General features: G+C 47.2%; 18 protein-coding genes. 4 read left to right on the top strand and 14 right to left on the bottom strand.

Features of this window, described 5'->3' with window-relative positions:
• Positions 1-82: 82 nt before the first annotated feature.
• From AELLOGFF_RS04800 to dapA, 7 genes are all read right to left on the bottom strand, one after another.
• On the bottom strand, positions 83-283 hold the full coding sequence (locus tag AELLOGFF_RS04800; protein ID WP_159267612.1) for a hypothetical protein: 201 nt from the start codon (positions 281-283) through the stop codon (positions 83-85).
• A gap of 260 nt (positions 284-543) precedes the next feature.
• Positions 544-2,634 carry a TonB-dependent receptor gene (locus tag AELLOGFF_RS04795; protein ID WP_159267611.1) on the bottom strand — a complete coding sequence of 697 codons (2,091 nt, stop codon included), beginning with the start codon at positions 2,632-2,634 and terminating at the stop codon, positions 544-546.
• Positions 2,635-2,836: 202 nt separating this feature from the next.
• Positions 2,837-3,130 carry a hypothetical protein gene (locus AELLOGFF_RS04790; RefSeq protein WP_159267610.1) on the bottom strand — a complete coding sequence of 98 codons (294 nt, stop codon included), beginning with the start codon at positions 3,128-3,130 and terminating at the stop codon, positions 2,837-2,839.
• Positions 3,131-3,223: 93 nt separating this feature from the next.
• Positions 3,224-3,943, bottom strand: a complete 720-nt coding sequence (gene purC, locus AELLOGFF_RS04785; RefSeq protein ID WP_159267609.1) for a phosphoribosylaminoimidazolesuccinocarboxamide synthase — start codon at positions 3,941-3,943, stop codon at positions 3,224-3,226.
• 25 nt (positions 3,944-3,968) lie between these two features.
• On the bottom strand, positions 3,969-4,727 hold the full coding sequence (locus tag AELLOGFF_RS04780; protein ID WP_159267608.1) for an MBL fold metallo-hydrolase: 759 nt from the start codon (positions 4,725-4,727) through the stop codon (positions 3,969-3,971).
• Positions 4,727-5,764 carry an outer membrane protein assembly factor BamC gene (gene bamC, locus AELLOGFF_RS04775; RefSeq protein ID WP_159267607.1) on the bottom strand — a complete coding sequence of 346 codons (1,038 nt, stop codon included), beginning with the start codon at positions 5,762-5,764 and terminating at the stop codon, positions 4,727-4,729. Before bamC ends, AELLOGFF_RS04780 begins: the two co-directional genes overlap by 1 nt.
• Positions 5,765-6,643 (bottom strand): 4-hydroxy-tetrahydrodipicolinate synthase, encoded by an 879-nt coding sequence (gene dapA / locus AELLOGFF_RS04770; RefSeq protein ID WP_159267606.1) that lies wholly within the window; start codon positions 6,641-6,643, stop codon positions 5,765-5,767. It abuts the gene before it with no gap.
• Positions 6,644-6,823: 180 nt separating this feature from the next.
• Here dapA and AELLOGFF_RS04765 point away from each other — a divergent pair, with 180 nt between their 5' ends.
• Positions 6,824-7,309, top strand: coding sequence for a DUF3806 domain-containing protein (locus AELLOGFF_RS04765; protein WP_159267605.1), 486 nt, complete (start codon positions 6,824-6,826; stop codon positions 7,307-7,309).
• A gap of 47 nt (positions 7,310-7,356) precedes the next feature.
• Here the strand turns inward: AELLOGFF_RS04765 and AELLOGFF_RS04760 are convergent, their stop codons facing one another.
• Positions 7,357-8,241 carry an AEC family transporter gene (locus AELLOGFF_RS04760; protein ID WP_159267604.1) on the bottom strand — a complete coding sequence of 295 codons (885 nt, stop codon included), beginning with the start codon at positions 8,239-8,241 and terminating at the stop codon, positions 7,357-7,359.
• A gap of 160 nt (positions 8,242-8,401) precedes the next feature.
• Here AELLOGFF_RS04760 and AELLOGFF_RS04755 point away from each other — a divergent pair, with 160 nt between their 5' ends.
• A complete protein-coding gene (locus tag AELLOGFF_RS04755; protein ID WP_159267603.1) occupies positions 8,402-8,617 on the top strand; it encodes a TIGR02450 family Trp-rich protein in 216 nt (71 codons plus the stop codon).
• Between the two features lie 35 nt (positions 8,618-8,652).
• Here the strand turns inward: AELLOGFF_RS04755 and AELLOGFF_RS04750 are convergent, their stop codons facing one another.
• The 6 genes from AELLOGFF_RS04750 to npdG form a co-directional block, all read right to left on the bottom strand.
• Entirely contained in the window at positions 8,653-9,414 is a 762-nt protein-coding gene (locus tag AELLOGFF_RS04750) for an SDR family oxidoreductase (RefSeq protein WP_159267602.1), read from the bottom strand.
• Between the two features lie 28 nt (positions 9,415-9,442).
• Positions 9,443-11,908, bottom strand: coding sequence for a 5-amino-6-(D-ribitylamino)uracil--L-tyrosine 4-hydroxyphenyl transferase CofH (cofH, locus tag AELLOGFF_RS04745; protein WP_159267601.1), 2,466 nt, complete (start codon positions 11,906-11,908; stop codon positions 9,443-9,445).
• Between the two features lie 2 nt (positions 11,909-11,910).
• Complete coding sequence (cofC, locus tag AELLOGFF_RS04740; protein ID WP_159267600.1) at positions 11,911-12,657, bottom strand: 2-phospho-L-lactate guanylyltransferase; 747 nt, start codon at positions 12,655-12,657, stop codon at positions 11,911-11,913.
• A gap of 69 nt (positions 12,658-12,726) precedes the next feature.
• On the bottom strand, positions 12,727-13,716 hold the full coding sequence (gene cofD, locus AELLOGFF_RS04735) for a 2-phospho-L-lactate transferase (protein ID WP_159267599.1): 990 nt from the start codon (positions 13,714-13,716) through the stop codon (positions 12,727-12,729).
• The gene (gene cofE / locus AELLOGFF_RS04730; RefSeq protein WP_159267598.1) at positions 13,716-14,483 is read right to left on the bottom strand and encodes a coenzyme F420-0:L-glutamate ligase; all 768 of its coding nucleotides are present in this window, start codon (positions 14,481-14,483) and stop codon (positions 13,716-13,718) included. Before cofE ends, cofD begins: the two co-directional genes overlap by 1 nt.
• Before the next feature lie 5 nt (positions 14,484-14,488).
• Positions 14,489-15,166 carry an NADPH-dependent F420 reductase gene (npdG, locus tag AELLOGFF_RS04725; RefSeq protein ID WP_159267597.1) on the bottom strand — a complete coding sequence of 226 codons (678 nt, stop codon included), beginning with the start codon at positions 15,164-15,166 and terminating at the stop codon, positions 14,489-14,491.
• Between the two features lie 525 nt (positions 15,167-15,691).
• Between npdG and AELLOGFF_RS04720 the strand changes: the two genes are divergently transcribed.
• Positions 15,692-16,465 carry an SDR family oxidoreductase gene (locus AELLOGFF_RS04720; RefSeq protein ID WP_159267596.1) on the top strand — a complete coding sequence of 258 codons (774 nt, stop codon included), beginning with the start codon at positions 15,692-15,694 and terminating at the stop codon, positions 16,463-16,465.
• A 232-nt stretch (positions 16,466-16,697) separates the two neighbouring features.
• Positions 16,698-17,159: a globin domain-containing protein gene (locus AELLOGFF_RS04715; protein ID WP_159267595.1), complete on the top strand. Its 462-nt coding sequence runs from the start codon at positions 16,698-16,700 to the stop codon at positions 17,157-17,159.
• Positions 17,160-17,184 lie beyond the last annotated feature (25 nt).

Genomic DNA, 17,184 nt, shown 5'->3' with positions numbered 1-17,184 from the left:
CCGCACATCACAGTGTCTGCGCTCCTAATACGCAGACACTGCTAGCCCCCTAATTTAACGGGCCTATACGAAATGACTGCGCTTAGCTGTGATCATCCACTTCGTCTTTAACTTCCTCAACACCTTCTTTATAGCTATCTCGCGCACTTTCCATCGAGTGATCAATAGATTCACCCATTTTTTCTGCCGCCCCTTTTTCCTCGCACGCTACAAGAAAAGTCGTCGCAATCAACATTAAAAAAATTGATGCAAGTTTGCTATTCCTTACAAATGTTGTACTCATAAGCTTTTATCTCCATTGAATATAAAATCATATCAAGCGTTAATTCAAGGCTTAGACACGCTTACAACGGTATCCGTATACCTGCTGCGAATAATATCTAATTCGCACTCCTAATTTCTGACACGAACAAAGGGGGGATTGTTCCTCACACAGCTAAGTTCAATATTTAAGAACATACTGTTACTAAAATTACGGCAAAAAAAACCCGCCATACAGCGGGTATCAATAAGGCTCTTTACTTTATGAAAAAAATACTTTCATCAAAAATTAACTCGCATCACTAGCTCAATATTACGCCCAGCTTCAGGTGCGTAATCTCGTATGAAAGAAGTACTATTGCGAATTTCTTCATCAGCCAAATTACGTCCTTTCAACATAATCGTATAATCGTTACCAGCTAGGACAAAATCTCGAGCAATACTTGCATCTACGCGCTTATATGCATCAGTTGTTGTGTCATTGACTCCAACATCATTCTGAGCATGCGCGTATACATAACTAACATTAGCCTGCCAATCTTGCCATTGCCAAGCAACGCTAAGACCATCATGTCCCGGTGGCAAACGTGGGACATTATCGCCATTATCTAGCTCTGCATCGACTCGGTCACCAAATAAACTAAATGTATAGCGCTGCTCAGCACCAACTGAAGCTAAATCATAACTAACTTCATATTCCACACCGCTGAACGACGCGTCCTGCTGGCGATACTGTAAAATATCAGTCTCATCGCTTTGCGTTCCGGTATTATCTAAATAGATATAATCAGAAAACTCATTATAAAATATTGAGAACTTAGCCCTTACATCACCAGCATTGGCACGTAGACTTAAATCAACATTGCGAGATTTTTCGGTTTCTAAATTTTCATCTCCAATTTCAATGGCACCAGTTGCACCATGAACAACATAATTTGAAAGATCATTGCCTATATTTGAAAACCGCTCTTCAGCATTCGGCGCTCGCTGTGATTCGGATAATGCCAAAGACACCACCCAAATATCACTAATATCGTACATACCAGCTAAAGAGGCACTTACGCTGCTATCATCTTGATCATCCGCAACTGATTGAGCGATCTCCAAAGAATCAAAATCTGCACGTAAACCCGCCTCTAGAGACCATTTATCGGCGTGATAATCTTCTAACCAAAACAAACCAACGCTTCTAGTGGTGTTTTCTGGGACAAACGACTCCTCACCCAAGGCAGAAAAATCAGACTCTAACAACTGCAAGCCCCATACCCCATGCCAATTTCCCCATGGTTTATGTGATAGCTCTAAGCGTCCTGCCCAAGCTTCTTTGCTGAAGGTAGTACCCACTTCACCAGTGGATTCAATTTCTTGGTGTTGATAATCACTATAACTGACACGCCAGCGGAAAAGATCTAATGGGCCCGCCAAGTGCAAATCACCGGCAGCGTCCCAACGGGTTTGGTCAATCACGATATTTACACCATCTTCATCATGGTCTTCGTGATCTTCGTCATGGTCCTCGTCGTGATCATCGTGGTCGTCATCATCATGATCCTCTTCCTCGTGATCTTCGTCATGGTGGTGCACACCAGATGGAATCCCATACTGATTACTTAACTCGGTATAACTTACCCCCCAGTAGCCGTCTTCAAAATGGTAGCTGCTACCCAGTGTTACTCGACGAGTCCGCCCACTGGCATTGCCAATACTTCCGTCGGTGTTTTCTTCAATATCGTCAACATTATCAGGGTTAATTGCCAAACCTGGGATATCGGGGTCAGACCAATCTCGATACAGGGCATCTACATGCACTACCCATCGACCGTTACCTGCATCGACACGAAACACACCACTGCGACCATCATCAACACTTGTATTGCGAAACTCTGCCGCGCCCTCAACCCCGTTCACTGCCTTAACAGGAATACGACCGTCAATGACATTCACAACGCCGCCAATCGCACCACCGCCGTAGAGCATAGTGGCCGGTCCACGGAGTATTTCAATACTGTCAGCAAGAACCGGCTCAACCGAAACCGCATGGTCAGCACTGTTCGTTGACACGTCTAAAGCTGGCAAACCGTTTTGTAAAACCTGTACCCTCGCGCCCTGCTGCCCCCGAATAACGGGTTGCCCCACTGCTGGGCCAAAGCTTGCACTACTTAAACCTGGAGAGAGATTTAGAGTTTCACCAATGGTGGCTGCGGCTTGGCGCTTTAACTCGTCTCCACTTAAAACGGTTACAGGCAATGCCGTTTGGGCTTCTTTTTTATGCATTGGCATGGTGACTAAAACATGCTCAACTTGTTGGGTTTCTTCAGCAAAAGCCGGGGCATTAGTAAGTGCCACTAAAGCCGGTAAAAAATATTTCTTCATTACTGTACTTCCTGCTTATCATTCCATCGTAATCAGCGGCACGATTTCACTCGCGGCCAAGGCCTTTTGGTAATCAGGAAATCACCATCGTGTCACCGTAATTAAAGCCGATCGACATTCTTTGATATCTGCCAAAAAGGCCTATACGCGCAAGGGAATATCGCGCTGCATACAGTGCAAACAACAGTATAGATTTCCGAGTTTAAACGACGATGAATTTACGAGGAGGCGCGCGAGCAGGAGGACTTAAAAATGAAAGGGGCAATGCCCCCAGAAACGCAATCACTGCAATGACAGTTTGCGCTACTGTAATTATATCTGGTGCACTAGGTGACGACGGCATCGCCGCGGTGTTGTAATGACAGAGCACACAAGCATCAATTGCTGCGTGTTCTGCAATATGAATATGATTTCCCTGCAGCCACGCAGACCAACTTAAGCAGAGTAACAATACTGCTAAGAGTGAGGTCCGATGAAAGGGGGATAATCTAGTCATTTACATCCAGTCTAAAACAACGCAGCTCATTACGTGAACTGCGCCGAAGGATAAAGCCTTTAGATGACAATTAACTTACACAATACCGCTTAACTATGCATCAAAGTCGATGCCTAAACGACGTCCGACGATTTCATAAGACTCCACCACATTACCAAGGCCCTGGCGGAAGCGGTCTTTATCGAGTTTTTCACGGGTATCGGCGTCCCAAAGGCGACAGCCATCTGGCGAGAATTCATCGCCAAGGTGTATTTCGCCGTCGCTAAACACACCAAATTCAAGCTTATAATCAACCAAGAGCATGCCGGCATCAGCAAACATGGCCTTGAGCACATCGTTTACTTTAAAGGTTAGCTCTTTCATGCGATCCAACTGCGCATCATTTGCCCAGCCAAATGAACGAATGTGGTACTCGTTGATCATGGGGTCGTGCAGCTCGTCATTTTTAAGAAACATCTCAAACGTTGGCGGGTTTAATTCCTTGCCCTCTTCCACACCCAATCGCTTCACAATAGAACCTGCGGCAATATTCCGAACGACACACTCAATCGGAAGCATATCCAGCTTTTTCACCAAGGCGTCATTATCAGACAACAGCTTCTCAAAGTGAGTGGGTACACCGGCCGCTTGTAATGCATTCATGATAAAAGCATTAAACTTGTTGTTGACCATGCCCTTGCGATCCAGCTGCTCTACCCGCAAGCCATCAAAGGCCGAGGTGTCATTTCTGAAATTGAGGATATAACGGTCAGGATCATCAGTTTTATACACTGATTTTGCCTTGCCGGAATACAACTCTTCGCGTTTTTCCATGGTTTGCCTCATTAACACAAGATGATTACGCTATATCCAGCCAGTCAAAACCAGCCTCTTGATCAGCAGACAGTAGCGCGTCACTGTTTGCCAACATCGGTTCTATTGCCGCCCTCGCCAAAGCGGGGGTATTGTTCTTTTCACTCAGGTGAGCCATCACAACATGTTGTAAATGCCCCACTTCAGCCTCAGCTAATAAACTCGCCGCTTGCTGATTATTTAAGTGCCCCCAATCACCACCAACCCGTTGTTTTAATGAGTAAGGATAAGGGCCATCGGCCAACATCTGCTTATCGTGATTGCACTCTAGCAACAGCGCATCACACTGACGATAGTGCTCGCGAACGAAGGGCGTAATACTACCTAAATCTGTGAGCAGCCCAAACGTTTTTTTTTGGTATCTAAACACAAATTGGCATGGCTCTCGGGCATCGTGAGGCACCGCAACTGGCATCACTGAAATTCCACCGATGTCGACCACCGTCCCCAGCACCAAATCTCGCCAGTGATGAGACAGTCGCAGCTGCCCATACTCAGCGGTTCCATAACTACAATACACCGGTAGTTTGTATTTCCGAGCTAAGGGCAGCACGCCTTTAATATGGTCGCTATGCTCGTGGGTTACCAAAATAGCTTCTAAATCACTGGGGCTTCGCCCCAGCCTAGCCATACGGCGTTCGGTTTCTTTTATGGTGAAACCACAGTCAATCAACACACAACTTTGACTAGTCTCAAGCAGGGTTGCATTGCCTTTACTACCACTACCCAGCGATGCAAAACGCACTAATACAAATACCCCATAATTCGGGTAAGCAGTTTTTCACGCTCTGCCTCACGAAGCCGGCGACCTTTCTGATAATTCAAATAAATACGCGCCTCTTCCGGCCCAACCTCTTGCATCTCAACCACATAGCGGCTCAAGCCATTACGCCGAGCACCAAAAGTACGTGCAAACCAACCTGGCTGCTCTGCTTCCGGATCAACGTAGGTTAGCCAATATTTATTAACTTCGCGGCGATCATCCTCTATTTCAAAGCCCGCTTTTACCAAGGCTAGGCCAAGTGCTGCCCACGCCCGATCAACTGGCAGTAATAAGCGCAAATGACGGCTATCTGGGCCACTGTCTTCGCCACCCTCAATGAATATCTTTCCTTTGCCATCGGAGCGTTGAGCAAGAATGGAAACCGATCCAGCCGTTTCCTGATCTGCCAAATACTGAGCGACCACGCGCACCATTTGCGATTCACGTTTGGCATTATCCGATGTTTGAGGCCACTCTTCATTGCCATTTATTTGCACAAGCACATGGATTTCACTGGTATCTTTTTGTACACCCTCTTCTAAGCGGAAACGAAACCGCTCACGGCTCGCACCATCGCCATTGGGATCACGCCACTCGGTCTCAATGATGGCACTTTCGCCGTCTGCCTTAGCAATATCTAAACCCGCTCGGCCAAGAAATATGCGCATACGAGGCCAAACTTGATTAGGATCGCCATCAAGCAATATCCAGCTATGATCGTCCAAAGTCTGAATTTTCACCTCAGCCGTACCCACATTTTTCGCGAGAGGCTCTGGCGGCTGAACTTCAAACTCCCCAGGTAATGGTTTATGGGTTTGGATTCCCGGCACCACATACTGGTCATCAAGTGTCTGTGACTCTACTCCCGGCGGCAGCTCCAGAGGTGCGCTGAGTTTTGCGCTGCGGTAATCTTGCCCACGATCGCGAAATACGCCGCCACCAAAACAGCCTGACAATATTGCCAATACCAGCCCCATTACCGTTAATCGAAAACCGTTACTGCGCATAATTGTGCTCATCTAGTCTAATAATCCCGCTTGGTTTAAAGCGTCTCTAACGCGTGGTTGTTCCACATCACTGAGTACAGTCAAAGGCAACCGAATCCCATCTTCCATCAAGCCCATTGCCAACAGCGCCCATTTCACTGGTATGGGGTTGGCCTCGACAAATAATCGCTCGTGAAGAATACGTAAGGGGCCGTCTGCCGCTTCAGTGGCCGCTTCATCTCCAGCCATTGCCGCCACGCAAACAGCCTTAACTGCCGCAGGCGCTATATTGGCAGTGACCGAAATATTACCCTGACCGCCCAACAACATTAAGCCTGCAGCCGTTGCGTCATCGCCTGATAACACCGCCAGCTTATCGCCAACCGCATCAATTAATTCTTTACCGCGCACTAAATCACCGGTCGCATCTTTAATCGCAATAATATTGCGATGCTCCGCTAAACGAATCGTGGTCGAATTCAGCATATCGCAAGCGGTTCGACCCGGCACATTATATAAAATCTGAGGAATATCAACGGCATCGGCGATCGCCATATAATGACGATACAAGCCTTCTTGGGTCGGCTTATTGTAATATGGCGTAACCAGTAAGCAGGCATCGGCACCCACTTCGTAGGCTACCTTGGTTAATTCTATGGCTTCGGCGGTAGAGTTCGCCCCCGTACCGGCAACAACCTTAATACGACCTGCCACCTGATCAACACAGGCCTTGATGACCATTTTATGTTCATCCATAGCAAGCGTTGCAGATTCACCCGTTGTACCAACGGCTACAATCCCATCCGTGCCCTGTTCTATATGCCACTCAATCAGACGCGACAACGCTTGCCAGTCTATACTGCCATCGCTGTGCATCGGGGTTACTAGGGCAACCACACTACCCGAAATCATGCCGGTATCTCCAAATTTGGTGCAAGCCGCTAATGGTACTGGCCAGTGCCACGCAGCTCAAGGGACAAATCAATGTAAACCCGTTACGCTTATCTACTTTCGCGAAACGAATTACTATAAGCACAGTCAAATCACTGGTATAAAGCCACGTTTTGCTCTGCTGAGACAGGAGAAAACCCAATGCGTTTCCTAACTATCATCATATTGGCCATTTTAGCGCCGCTGAGTATAGCTGATCCTTGGCGTACAATCCCGATGACACCGCTAGATGAGCAATACATGAGTGAAAGTCAGCGCGAACTCAACGATCTTAGCCGCATTGAGCTGGGCCGTAGCTTCGGCGAAAGCCGTGACAATGACCTACGACTCATACAAACCATGCTGGATCGCAAGCTTGTTAAGGGTGATCAAACCCGCCTTCTGCAGGCAATGGGTATGGTAATGGGCGAATACCTCCGTAAAGAGCACCATCTTAAGTGGGTAATTTATAGCGATAGATTGGGGCGTAGCCGCGCTCTTGAAATTCCCTTCAAAGATGAAGCCATTTTTCCCGTCACCCAAATATCTAGTCGCGCAGCGGTGGGTGGCGACATAGATGTAAAAGCCATTTATCAACGATTGGAAGACGAAATTAAACGCGCCAAAAAGAAAATCATTGTTCGCTGAGTTCACTACCATGGTGTTAAGGGCCAGTAAAACTGGCCCTTAAGGCATCAAACACCAAGAAAATAGAGCAACACAGGAATACTAAAAAAACTAAGCAACGTAGAGCTCACAACCATGCCCGCCACCACATCTGGCGCACGCCGGTATTGGATAGCCAATAAATAATTGAATACCGCCACAGGCGTAGCGGACTGCAACAAGATGACTTTGCGCTCCAAACCGTCGATATCCAAAAAATATACCGACGCAAAGCCGCCGGCTAAACCCACGAGCAAGCGCAATACACCCAGCCCCGCAGATTTTCCCACCTGATGTAATTTAAGCGAGTTCAAGGACACGCCAAGGGTAATTAACATCAGCGGAATTGACAGCCCACCCAGTAAGCCCAAGGTATTTTGTAATGACAGCGGCAAGTCCCAGTGATTAAAAATAAGTAGGCAGGCGATAATCCCAGCATAAATAATGGGAGAACCAAAAACACTTTTGAACACTGCCTTGCCACTTAACACCGCAACGCCAAACGAAAAATGCGCGATGGTCGTTGTTAAAAATACCGCCAAGCCAATTGCCAAGCCTTCCTGACCAAAAGCGAAAACACACAAGGGCAAACCCATATTACCAAAATTGCCAAATACCAATGGCATCACAAAATTGCGTGGTTCAATCCGTAGTACCCAGCAGGCAATAATGGCAAAGATGGATGTGAATACCAGCATACAGGTTGTGGCAAGCAATACCTGTTTAAATAGCTCAACTGAAATGACCGTTGACCCTAATGTCCCCACAATAAGCGCGGGAACACCCACCCACAATACAATGCGGCGAACAAACTCATGATCAAAAGGTTGGCGACAGCGGACCCAAACCACACCAATGGCTGCACACAAAATAACCGGTAAGATGATGGGGATAAGGGGGGAAATCAGTGACATGCACACTCCTATATTGCAGGCACTAAAACAGGCTGCCAGATGAGTTTAACAAAATATCAGTGTTCATTTCCAAACCGGCAACCCAGCCTATAACTATCATCCAGAACTACGAAAACACCGTACAAAAATCATCAACAGACATTTAGGCAACAACGTAATTATGAATACCTTTAACCCGAAGAAGCTCCTAAATAGCAAATGGACAGCCACACAGCCACAGCACAAAGAAAAACATTTCCTTGTGAGCGATATTGAGTTTAATGAAGAGGGTGCCGTTGTGTACTGTCTTATGGAAGCGGTGATGAGCAAGCGAGAGTTTGAAATACAATGGCAAAGCTTAAAAAATAACAGCCAATGGAAAATGGGATGGCACTAGCACTTAACGCCACTATCAACAGCGTTAAGTGCTGATTAAAACTGGTCAGGCCTTAACATTGCATCATGCCCGCCATCAACAAACACAATAGAGCCTGCCATAAAACTTGCTTTGCGACTCAGTATAAAACACACCACATCAGCGATCTGTTCTGGCTCACCGGTTTTCCCCAGCGGAACGCTGTCACCAAAATCCTTCATGACGGCACCCAAATCCTTGTCTGCAAGTACTTTATCGCTTAATGGGGTGTTGATAATACCAGGGGCAACCGCATTAATGCGCACGCCTTGCCGGGCATACTCGGGGGCATTGCGACGCAACCAACAGCTCAGAGCATGCTTTGATCCGGCATAGGCGCTGTGGCCGTCCTTATCACCAATATAACCACATGCCTCAAGCTCCTGATCATTCAACATGAGCTCCACATACTCATCATGCCCCACCATGGCCGCAGAATTAGAGGCGATCATGACGACACTGCCTTTGCGCCCTAGCAATAAATCTAAAAGGCCCTCCGTCATGGCTACCGCAGCAAAATAATTAACTTGGGGAATTAATGACAGAGGACGAACCGACGGCCCCAAGCCAGCACAGGGTATAAACCCATCCAGGCCATCTGGCGCAAGTGCTCTTATGCCATCAATGGCTTTTTGACGTCCAGCCAAGGCCGAGAGATCCGCACAAATATCGCCCTCGGCAAGATCCACCACGATCACTTGATGACCATTATCACGAAGCTGCGTCTTGATAGCGGCACCAATACCGGTAGCACTTCCCGTTAATGCAAATACGCCCACATGCCATCCTTATTATTGTTGTGTTGATTTATCCAGCTGCAATTAATCCATCATTCTGACTAAGTTTACTTCGTTCATATTTGTGGGCTGGCGTATTAACGACCTCGTCCAGAGGGGGAGCCACGTAAGAACGCTGACGCTGCGCGGCATCGGCAGCGCCATAGAGTGTATTCCGCTGAAACGGCTGACGCCCCGCACGGGCAATTCGCGCCTCCATCAGCTTGGGCGCAGCCTCTTGGCCGTGAACGGCACCTGCTGCCCGAGTGATCGTTTCGTTCATCAATGTACCACCAAGATCATTAACCCCAGCATTAAGCAAGGCCTCAACGCCTTGCTCGCCCATCTTCACCCAAGACGCCTGAATATTATCAATAACACCGTTAAAGACTAATCTAGCAACTGCGTGCATTAATATCGCCTCGCGGAAACTTGGACCACGGCGGGCCTTACCTTTTAAATATATCGGCGCCTCCGGCGGCACAAAAGGGAGTGGGACAAACTCGGTAAAGCCACCAGTCTTAATTTGTAATGCTCGCACCGCAAGTAAATGGCGCGCCCAAGATGAATAACTATCAACATGCCCATACATAATCGTTGCCGTGGAACGCAACCCGACTTTATGGGCCGCCGCCATCACCGCCAACCACTGCTCTGTATTGATTTTATCTGGGCATAAAACGGCCCTAACATCATCATCTAACACTTCGGCAGCAGTGCCCGGTAAGGTATGTAGGCCAGCGTCTTTAAGCTGCTGCAGATAGTGTTCTAACTCTAAACCTAAGGTCTCCGCTCCCTGCCAAACCTCCAGCGGCGAAAACGCATGAATATGCATATCGGGAGTCGCAGATCGCAGTGTTGCCAAGATATCCAGATAGGTTTGGCCGGTATATTCTGGATGTATCCCACCCTGCATACACACTTCACTAGCACCACGTTGCCAAGCCTCTATCGCGCGCCGCGATATTTCTTCGCCCGATAAATCATAGGGTCGACCACGCAAGTTCTCACTTAGCTTGCCTTTAGAAAAGGCACAGAACTGGCATTTAAAATAACAGACATTGGTATAATTAATATTGCGTGTCACCACGTAACTAACTTGATCTCCACATCGGCGCTTTCTCAGTTCATCTGCTGCGCGGCAGACTGCAGAAAAATCACTGCCACGGGCACTGAACAAGCGCACAATCTCGCTTTCATTCAGCGCTTCTGCGTTCATGGCTCTCTCTAGCAAAACATTAATATCTGAAGATACAGCCGATGTACTTTTTATAGATTCAGGATTTTGCTGTATCAAGGCTAAATCCAATTGCGGTGCATCCACATTTTGCCCCGCCACCCAACGATCTTCTTTCGGCAAGCCTTGCCCATCACTATAGTGCAATACTTTAGTATGCAGAGCTGGATCTAACCAACGGGTGTAATCCCGCACATAGCGAGGATAAATGGTTAAACGCTCATGCAAATATTTACCCGCAATCGCAGTTTCATTGGCCAAGGTTTCTAAATGCGGCCACGGTGCTTCTGGGTTAACAAAATCCGGACTTAGCGGTGACACGCCACCCCAATCATTTAAGCCGGCGGCAAGCAGTTGTGGAAGTACCCCAGGGCTTAAGTTTGGCGGTGCTTGTATACTCATCTGTGCGCCAAAGATTAATCGTGCCACCGCGATAGTCCACAATAATTCATTCAGATCCGGCTCTGGCGCCAAGGCCATTTTGGTATTGGGCTTGGCTCTAAAATTTTGAATTATTATTTCTTGAATATGACCATAAGTTTTATGTAAATCTCGCAATGCGAGTAATGACATTACGCGCTCACGACGGGTTTCACCAATCCCAATTAAGATTCCAGAGGTGAATGGCACCTTTGCTTGCCCAGCCCGCGCAATCGTCTCTAAGCGCAGCTCTGGGTCTTTATCGGGCGATCCATAATGCGGCATCCCTTTTTCACATAAGCGTTTAGATGCAGACTCAAGCATAATCCCCATGGACGCCGAAACGGGTCGCAACATGGCAATTTCTGCCTCATCCATACAGCCTGCATTTATATGTGGCAGCACATTGGTTTCTTCTAACACCCTGCTCGCCACATGCGCTAAATATTCTAAGGTGCTACTAAAGCCCATTTCTTCTAGTGCATCTCTGGCGGCTTTATAGCGCAATTCAGGTTTCTCACCTAAGGTAAACAGCGCCTCTTTGCAGCCCATACTTTCAGCTACTTTTACCTGCGCCAAAACCTGTTCAACGGGCAGATACGCTTGCTCTATTTTTTTAGGTGTTTTAGCAAAAGTACAGTAGTGACATACATCGCGACATAAATGGGTTAGCGGTATAAATACTTTACGAGAATAACTAATACCATTGTAAAAACCGCGGTCACGCAAGGTGGTTGCCGCAGCCATTAACAGCTCAGTCTCGGTTATGTCTGCCAATAACAATGCCTGCTCACTACCAAGCCCATCCTGAGGTATATTTTCGATAATCGCGTCTAACATGCTTAACTTACACTCCAAGCTTGTGGCGAAATATTGGCGGCATTACCATCTAATTGTTGTAAGCGCTGAGCTACACCTGCTTGCTGTAAATATAACAAAGTGTGCTTAGCTGATGAGTTAACTGGCGTAGCCAGCAAACGTTGTAGATCTTCTCGGATATCAATGTCCTGCGCTATTCCCGGCAGGTTAATGACCTGCGCAGGCAAACCCATTGCCATCGCCGCGTTGTAATGGGCAATACGGCTTTCGCTGCCATAAGCAAAACGAGGAATGTTAGCGGGATCACACACTAAAATATTACTGCCCTGACCATGGCGGTCAGTGGCAATACTGACCGCTGAAGGGTGCTCTAACATGAGCTCAGCATGCCGGCCAATCAAACTTGTTAGCTCTTGCCCACTCAACAAGGGTAAATCACCGTGCACCACCATTGCGGCAGTGTTGTTAGTCAGATTATCTTTAGTTAAATCAGCCACTCTATGCAATGCCGCAGTAACAACATCATTTAAGCCTCTGGCATTTAAATCACGCTCAGACCAACAATCCACTTCATAGTGCTCTGCCAATAATTGTGCGGCAGGATCATCTGAAACCACAACAATACGCGTTAAGCCTGGGTGTGCCACCAAAATAGTTAGCACATCCTCCACCATGGCATGAAATAAGCCACGCCGCTCAGACACAGTTAGACTACCGGCTAGACGCTGTTTAGCCTGCACAAAATCTTTTAACGGCAATAGTGCCCACATAGTGTTATACGCTTCTGTCCGTTTACTTTTATTAATTATCGTTTTAACTCATCGCTAGATTGAGCTTCTTCAAGCTGATATCGCACTGTTTGTTGCAAAGGCTAAAACAGCATCCGCAAGCTCGACCTTACTTTTCATGTCTGTCATCAAGGTTGGAACAACACACGCTTTTATTCCCAAGGCCTTTATATCATCTAGGTAATGGGCATCAGCTTCGTCCAATACAAAGCCATCCAGTAAATCGCCATAATAAGTGGCAACGGCTAAAGCCGTCGCCGGCATATTGAGTTCTTGCATCATTTTTGCTGCGGGCCCTTTGACGGCTCGGCCTGCAATGATCGGAGACACTGCAATAACCGGCGCGGCGGCGTCTTTTAATAAGGCCCTGCAATTTGGCAAATTCAAAATAGGATCAATGCTTACAAAAGGATTAGACGGGCAAATAACTATCGCTGCCAGAGAATCATCACCTAATATATTGCTCACTAGCGGATTCAACGCCGCACTTTCTACGCCGTCAAAATGCAGCCCCAGCACTTCTGGACGACATTGCTCCCGCACAAAATAGTGCTGAAAATCTAAATAGCCTTGGTCCGTTAGCACTTTGGTTGCCACCGTTTGCTCTGACATAGGTAGCAGGTTATGTTTAATGCCTAACCCTGTTGTCATTTTTTTGGTAGCTGCCGATAACGACTGGCCAGCTTTTAAACATTGCGTCCGCAAAAGGTGAGTCGCAAGATCTCGATCACCAATTTGAAACCAATCGTCCCCCCCTAATTTTCGCATCGACGATAGGGTAAGCCAGGTTTCATCCCGCAAGCCCCAGCCTCGGCCCTCATCATTTAAATCGGCTAGCGCATACATTACCGAGTCTAAATCTGGGCAAATACGCAAATCCCAATAATCAAAATCATCACCGGTATTTGCGACAATCGTAAGTTGTTCTGGTAATAGAACTTCTGCCAGCCCACGACACAATTTAGCACCGCCAACCCCACCACTTAATGCCAGAACATTCCCGCCAAAGCGCGACGATTGCGATTTACTAATTGTCGACATCAGCGAAACATATCCTTTTCTCGGTCACGAATTAAGCCCGCAGAACCTTGGCTAGAAGGTCGTAAATTTGCACCGCGAATCAATACAACAGGAAGCGCCTCACTTCCCTGTCCCATCAAAAATGAAGCCCCAGCAGCAAGTTCATCGGCTACCGCAACCTCCGTCACTTCAAGTGGCCGACCGTATATATCAAGCTCGCCAACTCGATTTTCAACTGCCTCAAATCCCGCGGTACCCAGTGCAAACCCTAAGGTGCCATTGCGCCAAGCTCGACCAGCGCTGTCATTAATAATAATATTGACCTCCACACCTAGTCGCGTCTGCAATGACGATTTTAGTAAAGCCGCACTGCGATCTGGGTCTTTTGGCAATAACAGCAAACGCGGATTATCATCGTCGCTATCAATATTAGAACGATCAATACCTGCATTGGCATGCACATAGCCAAGTTCATGCTCAACAATGACAACACCTGGCCGCGCTCGAATCACTTCTCGAGACTCATTTAGCAAAAGCTGCATATGACGCGGGTCTTTATCGCACTTTTTCGCCAGCGCACAAGCTTCTTCACTAGGCTCCACGTCTTTAAGATAGGCATAACGATTCTCTGCCTTGGACACAATTTTCTGAGCCAACACCAATACATCGCCGTCCTGTAATGCAATGTCAGCCGTGCTTAAGGCGACCAATAGAATATCAACAAGATCATCACCAGGAAGAACCATCGGTATACCTGGTACAGTGTAAAACGCTAATGAAGGTGTCATACCAATTAGTGATCCAACCCCGTTAACTTTATACCCGCGTGACATTTATATTGTTTGTTCACAAATATCAGCAATGATGTCATGGCTTCAACCGCTGCCGAATTGGCAATGCTACCGGCATGGAATCCTCGCAAGCCTGCAGCTTCCACAAGCTCAATGACTTTAGCGCGCGCTTCTTTATTATCACCACATACCAGCACATCACATTCCATTCCTTGACCGTCTTGCAGATGCACCGCCGCCACATTTTGAAATGCAGACACCACATTCACCCCTTTACCCAAAATGGTTTGAGCAATCTGGCCTGCCGAGCCCTCAGCAGGCAGCTGCACTCTAGCAACTTTTGGCGGTACTAGCGGTACCGTAACGTCGATTAAAATCTTCCCCTGCAATGCCTCTTTCACGCTCTCTAGCGTCGCGCCGTGATGTGCAAAGGGAACGGTTAAGGCAGCAATATCTGCAGCTTTGGCAGCAGAGACATTATCCATTGCCGCTACCGACACCTCAGCAACGCCTCGGGTTTTCATTAAGTCGCGTAATGCTTGCGCAGCAACCTCGGCTTTGTCTTGAGTGCGCGAGCCAATAATGATGCTATACCCAGCCTCCGCCCAACGTCGCGCCAAGCCCGTGCCTAAACCACCAGTACCACCTAAAATCGCCACCACCGCCTTGCTTTCTGTCATAGCCACTCTCTCTTTATTATGTAATCCAATATACTACTAACGCATTTAAACGATCATATTAACCGCGCAATACCGATGATATTTTGCAAATTTACAGATTAGTGTATACGTCTTAATCCACTCCGAACAATGTCAAAAGCGGTCTATTAGACATTAAATGCGATCGCATAGACTAGGCTAGGCTATTTAGCCGCAAAACCAAACAGTGATTAGACATAGCGTTGAACTCTCTACTCCATCAAAATACCAGCAACACCCTGATTGATATCAGGCACCAACCACCACTTACGCACTTTAGATTAGTCTCTTCAGACTACCCTTCATCAGAATCTCGCTACAAGTCACGGAATACGGGAGTATAAAGAAACACCCCGTATTGAAACACTCAAAATCCAACACACCCAAAGACAGAAAATACGGTAAACTTTCCCGCTAGATATTATGAGCAAGTAACAACCTTTGTGTGATAACAAAACATGAGCAGACTGCCAATAGGGTTAAAATAATAAGTGGTGCGGAGTAAAAATGCAGAGCCAATTAGACTTCAAAACAAAAGTGGTGATCATTACCGGCGGCGGGAAAGGCGTTGGACGCGGGATTAGTGAGCGTTTTTTACAATGTGGCGCCACAGTCATCATTTGCGGTCGCAGTGAACCAGAATCCCTACCCAATGCTAATGACAATAGCGCTATTTTCTTCCCTCTGGATGTACGCGATGCTGAAGCCATTCAAGGTTTTGTCGACACAATTGTAAATCGCTACGGCCGTATTGACGTTCTAGTAAACAATGCCGGAGGTGCTCCCGCTGCTGATGCTGCAACAGTATCACCCCGTTTCTCTGAAGCTATTATTAGATTGAATTTATTGGCTCCCTTAAATTTCTCACAATCGTGCAATAAGGTCATGCAAACCCAATCCACGGGTGGCGCTATCATCAACATTGCCTCTGTAAGCGCGGTAAGACCTTCACCTGGTACAGCTGCTTATGGCGCAGCAAAAGCCGGTTTACTTAACCTTAGTAGCTCTCTCGCCATTGAATGGGCGCCAAAAGTACGAACCAATGCGATTATCGCCGGTATCATCAGAACCGAACAGGCTCACCTCCATTATGGCGATGAAGCTGGAATTGACGCCGTGGCCAACACTATCCCACTTGGAAGAATGGCTGTTCCCACTGACATAGGAGATGCCTGCTTATTTTTAGCTAGTGACCTTGCTGCATATATTAGCGGGTCAACGCTAACTGTTCACGGTGGCGGGGAAAAGCCTGCCTTTTTAGCCGCAGCCAACGCCGATTAAATACACGCCACGGACAGATAAGCGTGTTCGTGGTCTTTCAACGTTGTAAACACTGTGCGGTGTAGTTAATTACCGCAACTCGCTTCGCAAACTATCTATATGTCCCTCGGTTATTTCGAATAATCACACCCGCCGCGTAAGAGTAGATTAATACTTAAGCAAGGAGCTTTGACACTACTCGACGCGACGATTCGACATCGCCTGACGCCGACTAAACCAAACGAGGCGAAAGATGACTCCTACACAGATATATACCGTGCAATCGCAACTCCATACCATTAAAGCCATCGGCAAGCCCTTTGCCAAAGTATTTTACGCACGCCTCTTTCAACTAGCGCCAGACCTTAGAGGTCAGTTTGCCTGTGATAGTAAAACCAAAGATAGAAAGCTAATTAATACACTCTGCACCACGGTAAATTCTTTACAAAACATTGACGGACTGAGAGTCGTTGCTCACAACATGGCTCAGCGCCATAAAGAACAGGGAATAAACGAGCGTCACTACGATTTATTCATTCAAGCTATGCTAGAAACATTAGAAATGGCACTGGGCAACGAATTACGCGGCAATGCACTAGGCGCGTGGAAAGAGTTACTCGCAATGTTGAAGTCGACACTGATGGAAGTCAGCCACCGCCCAGCAATCCAGCACGCTGAATGGGGACGAGAAATTCCTATGGCACTAGCAAGCTAAGCACCTTAGAAAATGCTAATACCCA

Source organism: Zhongshania aliphaticivorans (assembly GCF_902705875.1).
In the GTDB taxonomy this organism is placed as follows: domain Bacteria; phylum Pseudomonadota; class Gammaproteobacteria; order Pseudomonadales; family Spongiibacteraceae; genus Spongiibacter; species Spongiibacter aliphaticivorans_A.
Note: the sequence above shows the minus strand (reverse complement) of the source record. Positions and strands in the feature narration are given on the sequence as shown.

Bases quoted from the DNA above. Each gene is read 5' to 3' on its own strand.
- AELLOGFF_RS04800 (WP_159267612.1), bottom strand. From the start codon at position 283: ATGAGTACAACATTTGTAAGGAATAGCAAACTTGCATCAATTTTTTTA.
- AELLOGFF_RS04795 (WP_159267611.1), bottom strand. From the start codon at position 2,634: ATGAAGAAATATTTTTTACCGGCTTTAGTGGCACTTACTAATGCCCCG.
- AELLOGFF_RS04790 (WP_159267610.1), bottom strand. From the start codon at position 3,130: ATGACTAGATTATCCCCCTTTCATCGGACCTCACTCTTAGCAGTATTG.
- purC (WP_159267609.1), bottom strand. From the start codon at position 3,943: ATGGAAAAACGCGAAGAGTTGTATTCCGGCAAGGCAAAATCAGTGTAT.
- bamC (WP_159267607.1), bottom strand. From the start codon at position 5,764: ATGAGCACAATTATGCGCAGTAACGGTTTTCGATTAACGGTAATGGGG.
- dapA (WP_159267606.1), bottom strand. From the start codon at position 6,643: ATGATTTCGGGTAGTGTGGTTGCCCTAGTAACCCCGATGCACAGCGAT.
- AELLOGFF_RS04765 (WP_159267605.1), top strand. From the start codon at position 6,824: ATGCGTTTCCTAACTATCATCATATTGGCCATTTTAGCGCCGCTGAGT.
- AELLOGFF_RS04760 (WP_159267604.1), bottom strand. From the start codon at position 8,241: ATGTCACTGATTTCCCCCCTTATCCCCATCATCTTACCGGTTATTTTG.
- AELLOGFF_RS04755 (WP_159267603.1), top strand. From the start codon at position 8,402: ATGAATACCTTTAACCCGAAGAAGCTCCTAAATAGCAAATGGACAGCC.
- cofH (WP_159267601.1), bottom strand. From the start codon at position 11,908: ATGTTAGACGCGATTATCGAAAATATACCTCAGGATGGGCTTGGTAGT.
- cofC (WP_159267600.1), bottom strand. From the start codon at position 12,657: ATGTGGGCACTATTGCCGTTAAAAGATTTTGTGCAGGCTAAACAGCGT.
- cofD (WP_159267599.1), bottom strand. From the start codon at position 13,716: ATGTCGACAATTAGTAAATCGCAATCGTCGCGCTTTGGCGGGAATGTT.
- cofE (WP_159267598.1), bottom strand. From the start codon at position 14,483: ATGACACCTTCATTAGCGTTTTACACTGTACCAGGTATACCGATGGTT.
- npdG (WP_159267597.1), bottom strand. From the start codon at position 15,166: ATGACAGAAAGCAAGGCGGTGGTGGCGATTTTAGGTGGTACTGGTGGT.
- AELLOGFF_RS04720 (WP_159267596.1), top strand. From the start codon at position 15,692: ATGCAGAGCCAATTAGACTTCAAAACAAAAGTGGTGATCATTACCGGC.
- AELLOGFF_RS04715 (WP_159267595.1), top strand. From the start codon at position 16,698: ATGACTCCTACACAGATATATACCGTGCAATCGCAACTCCATACCATT.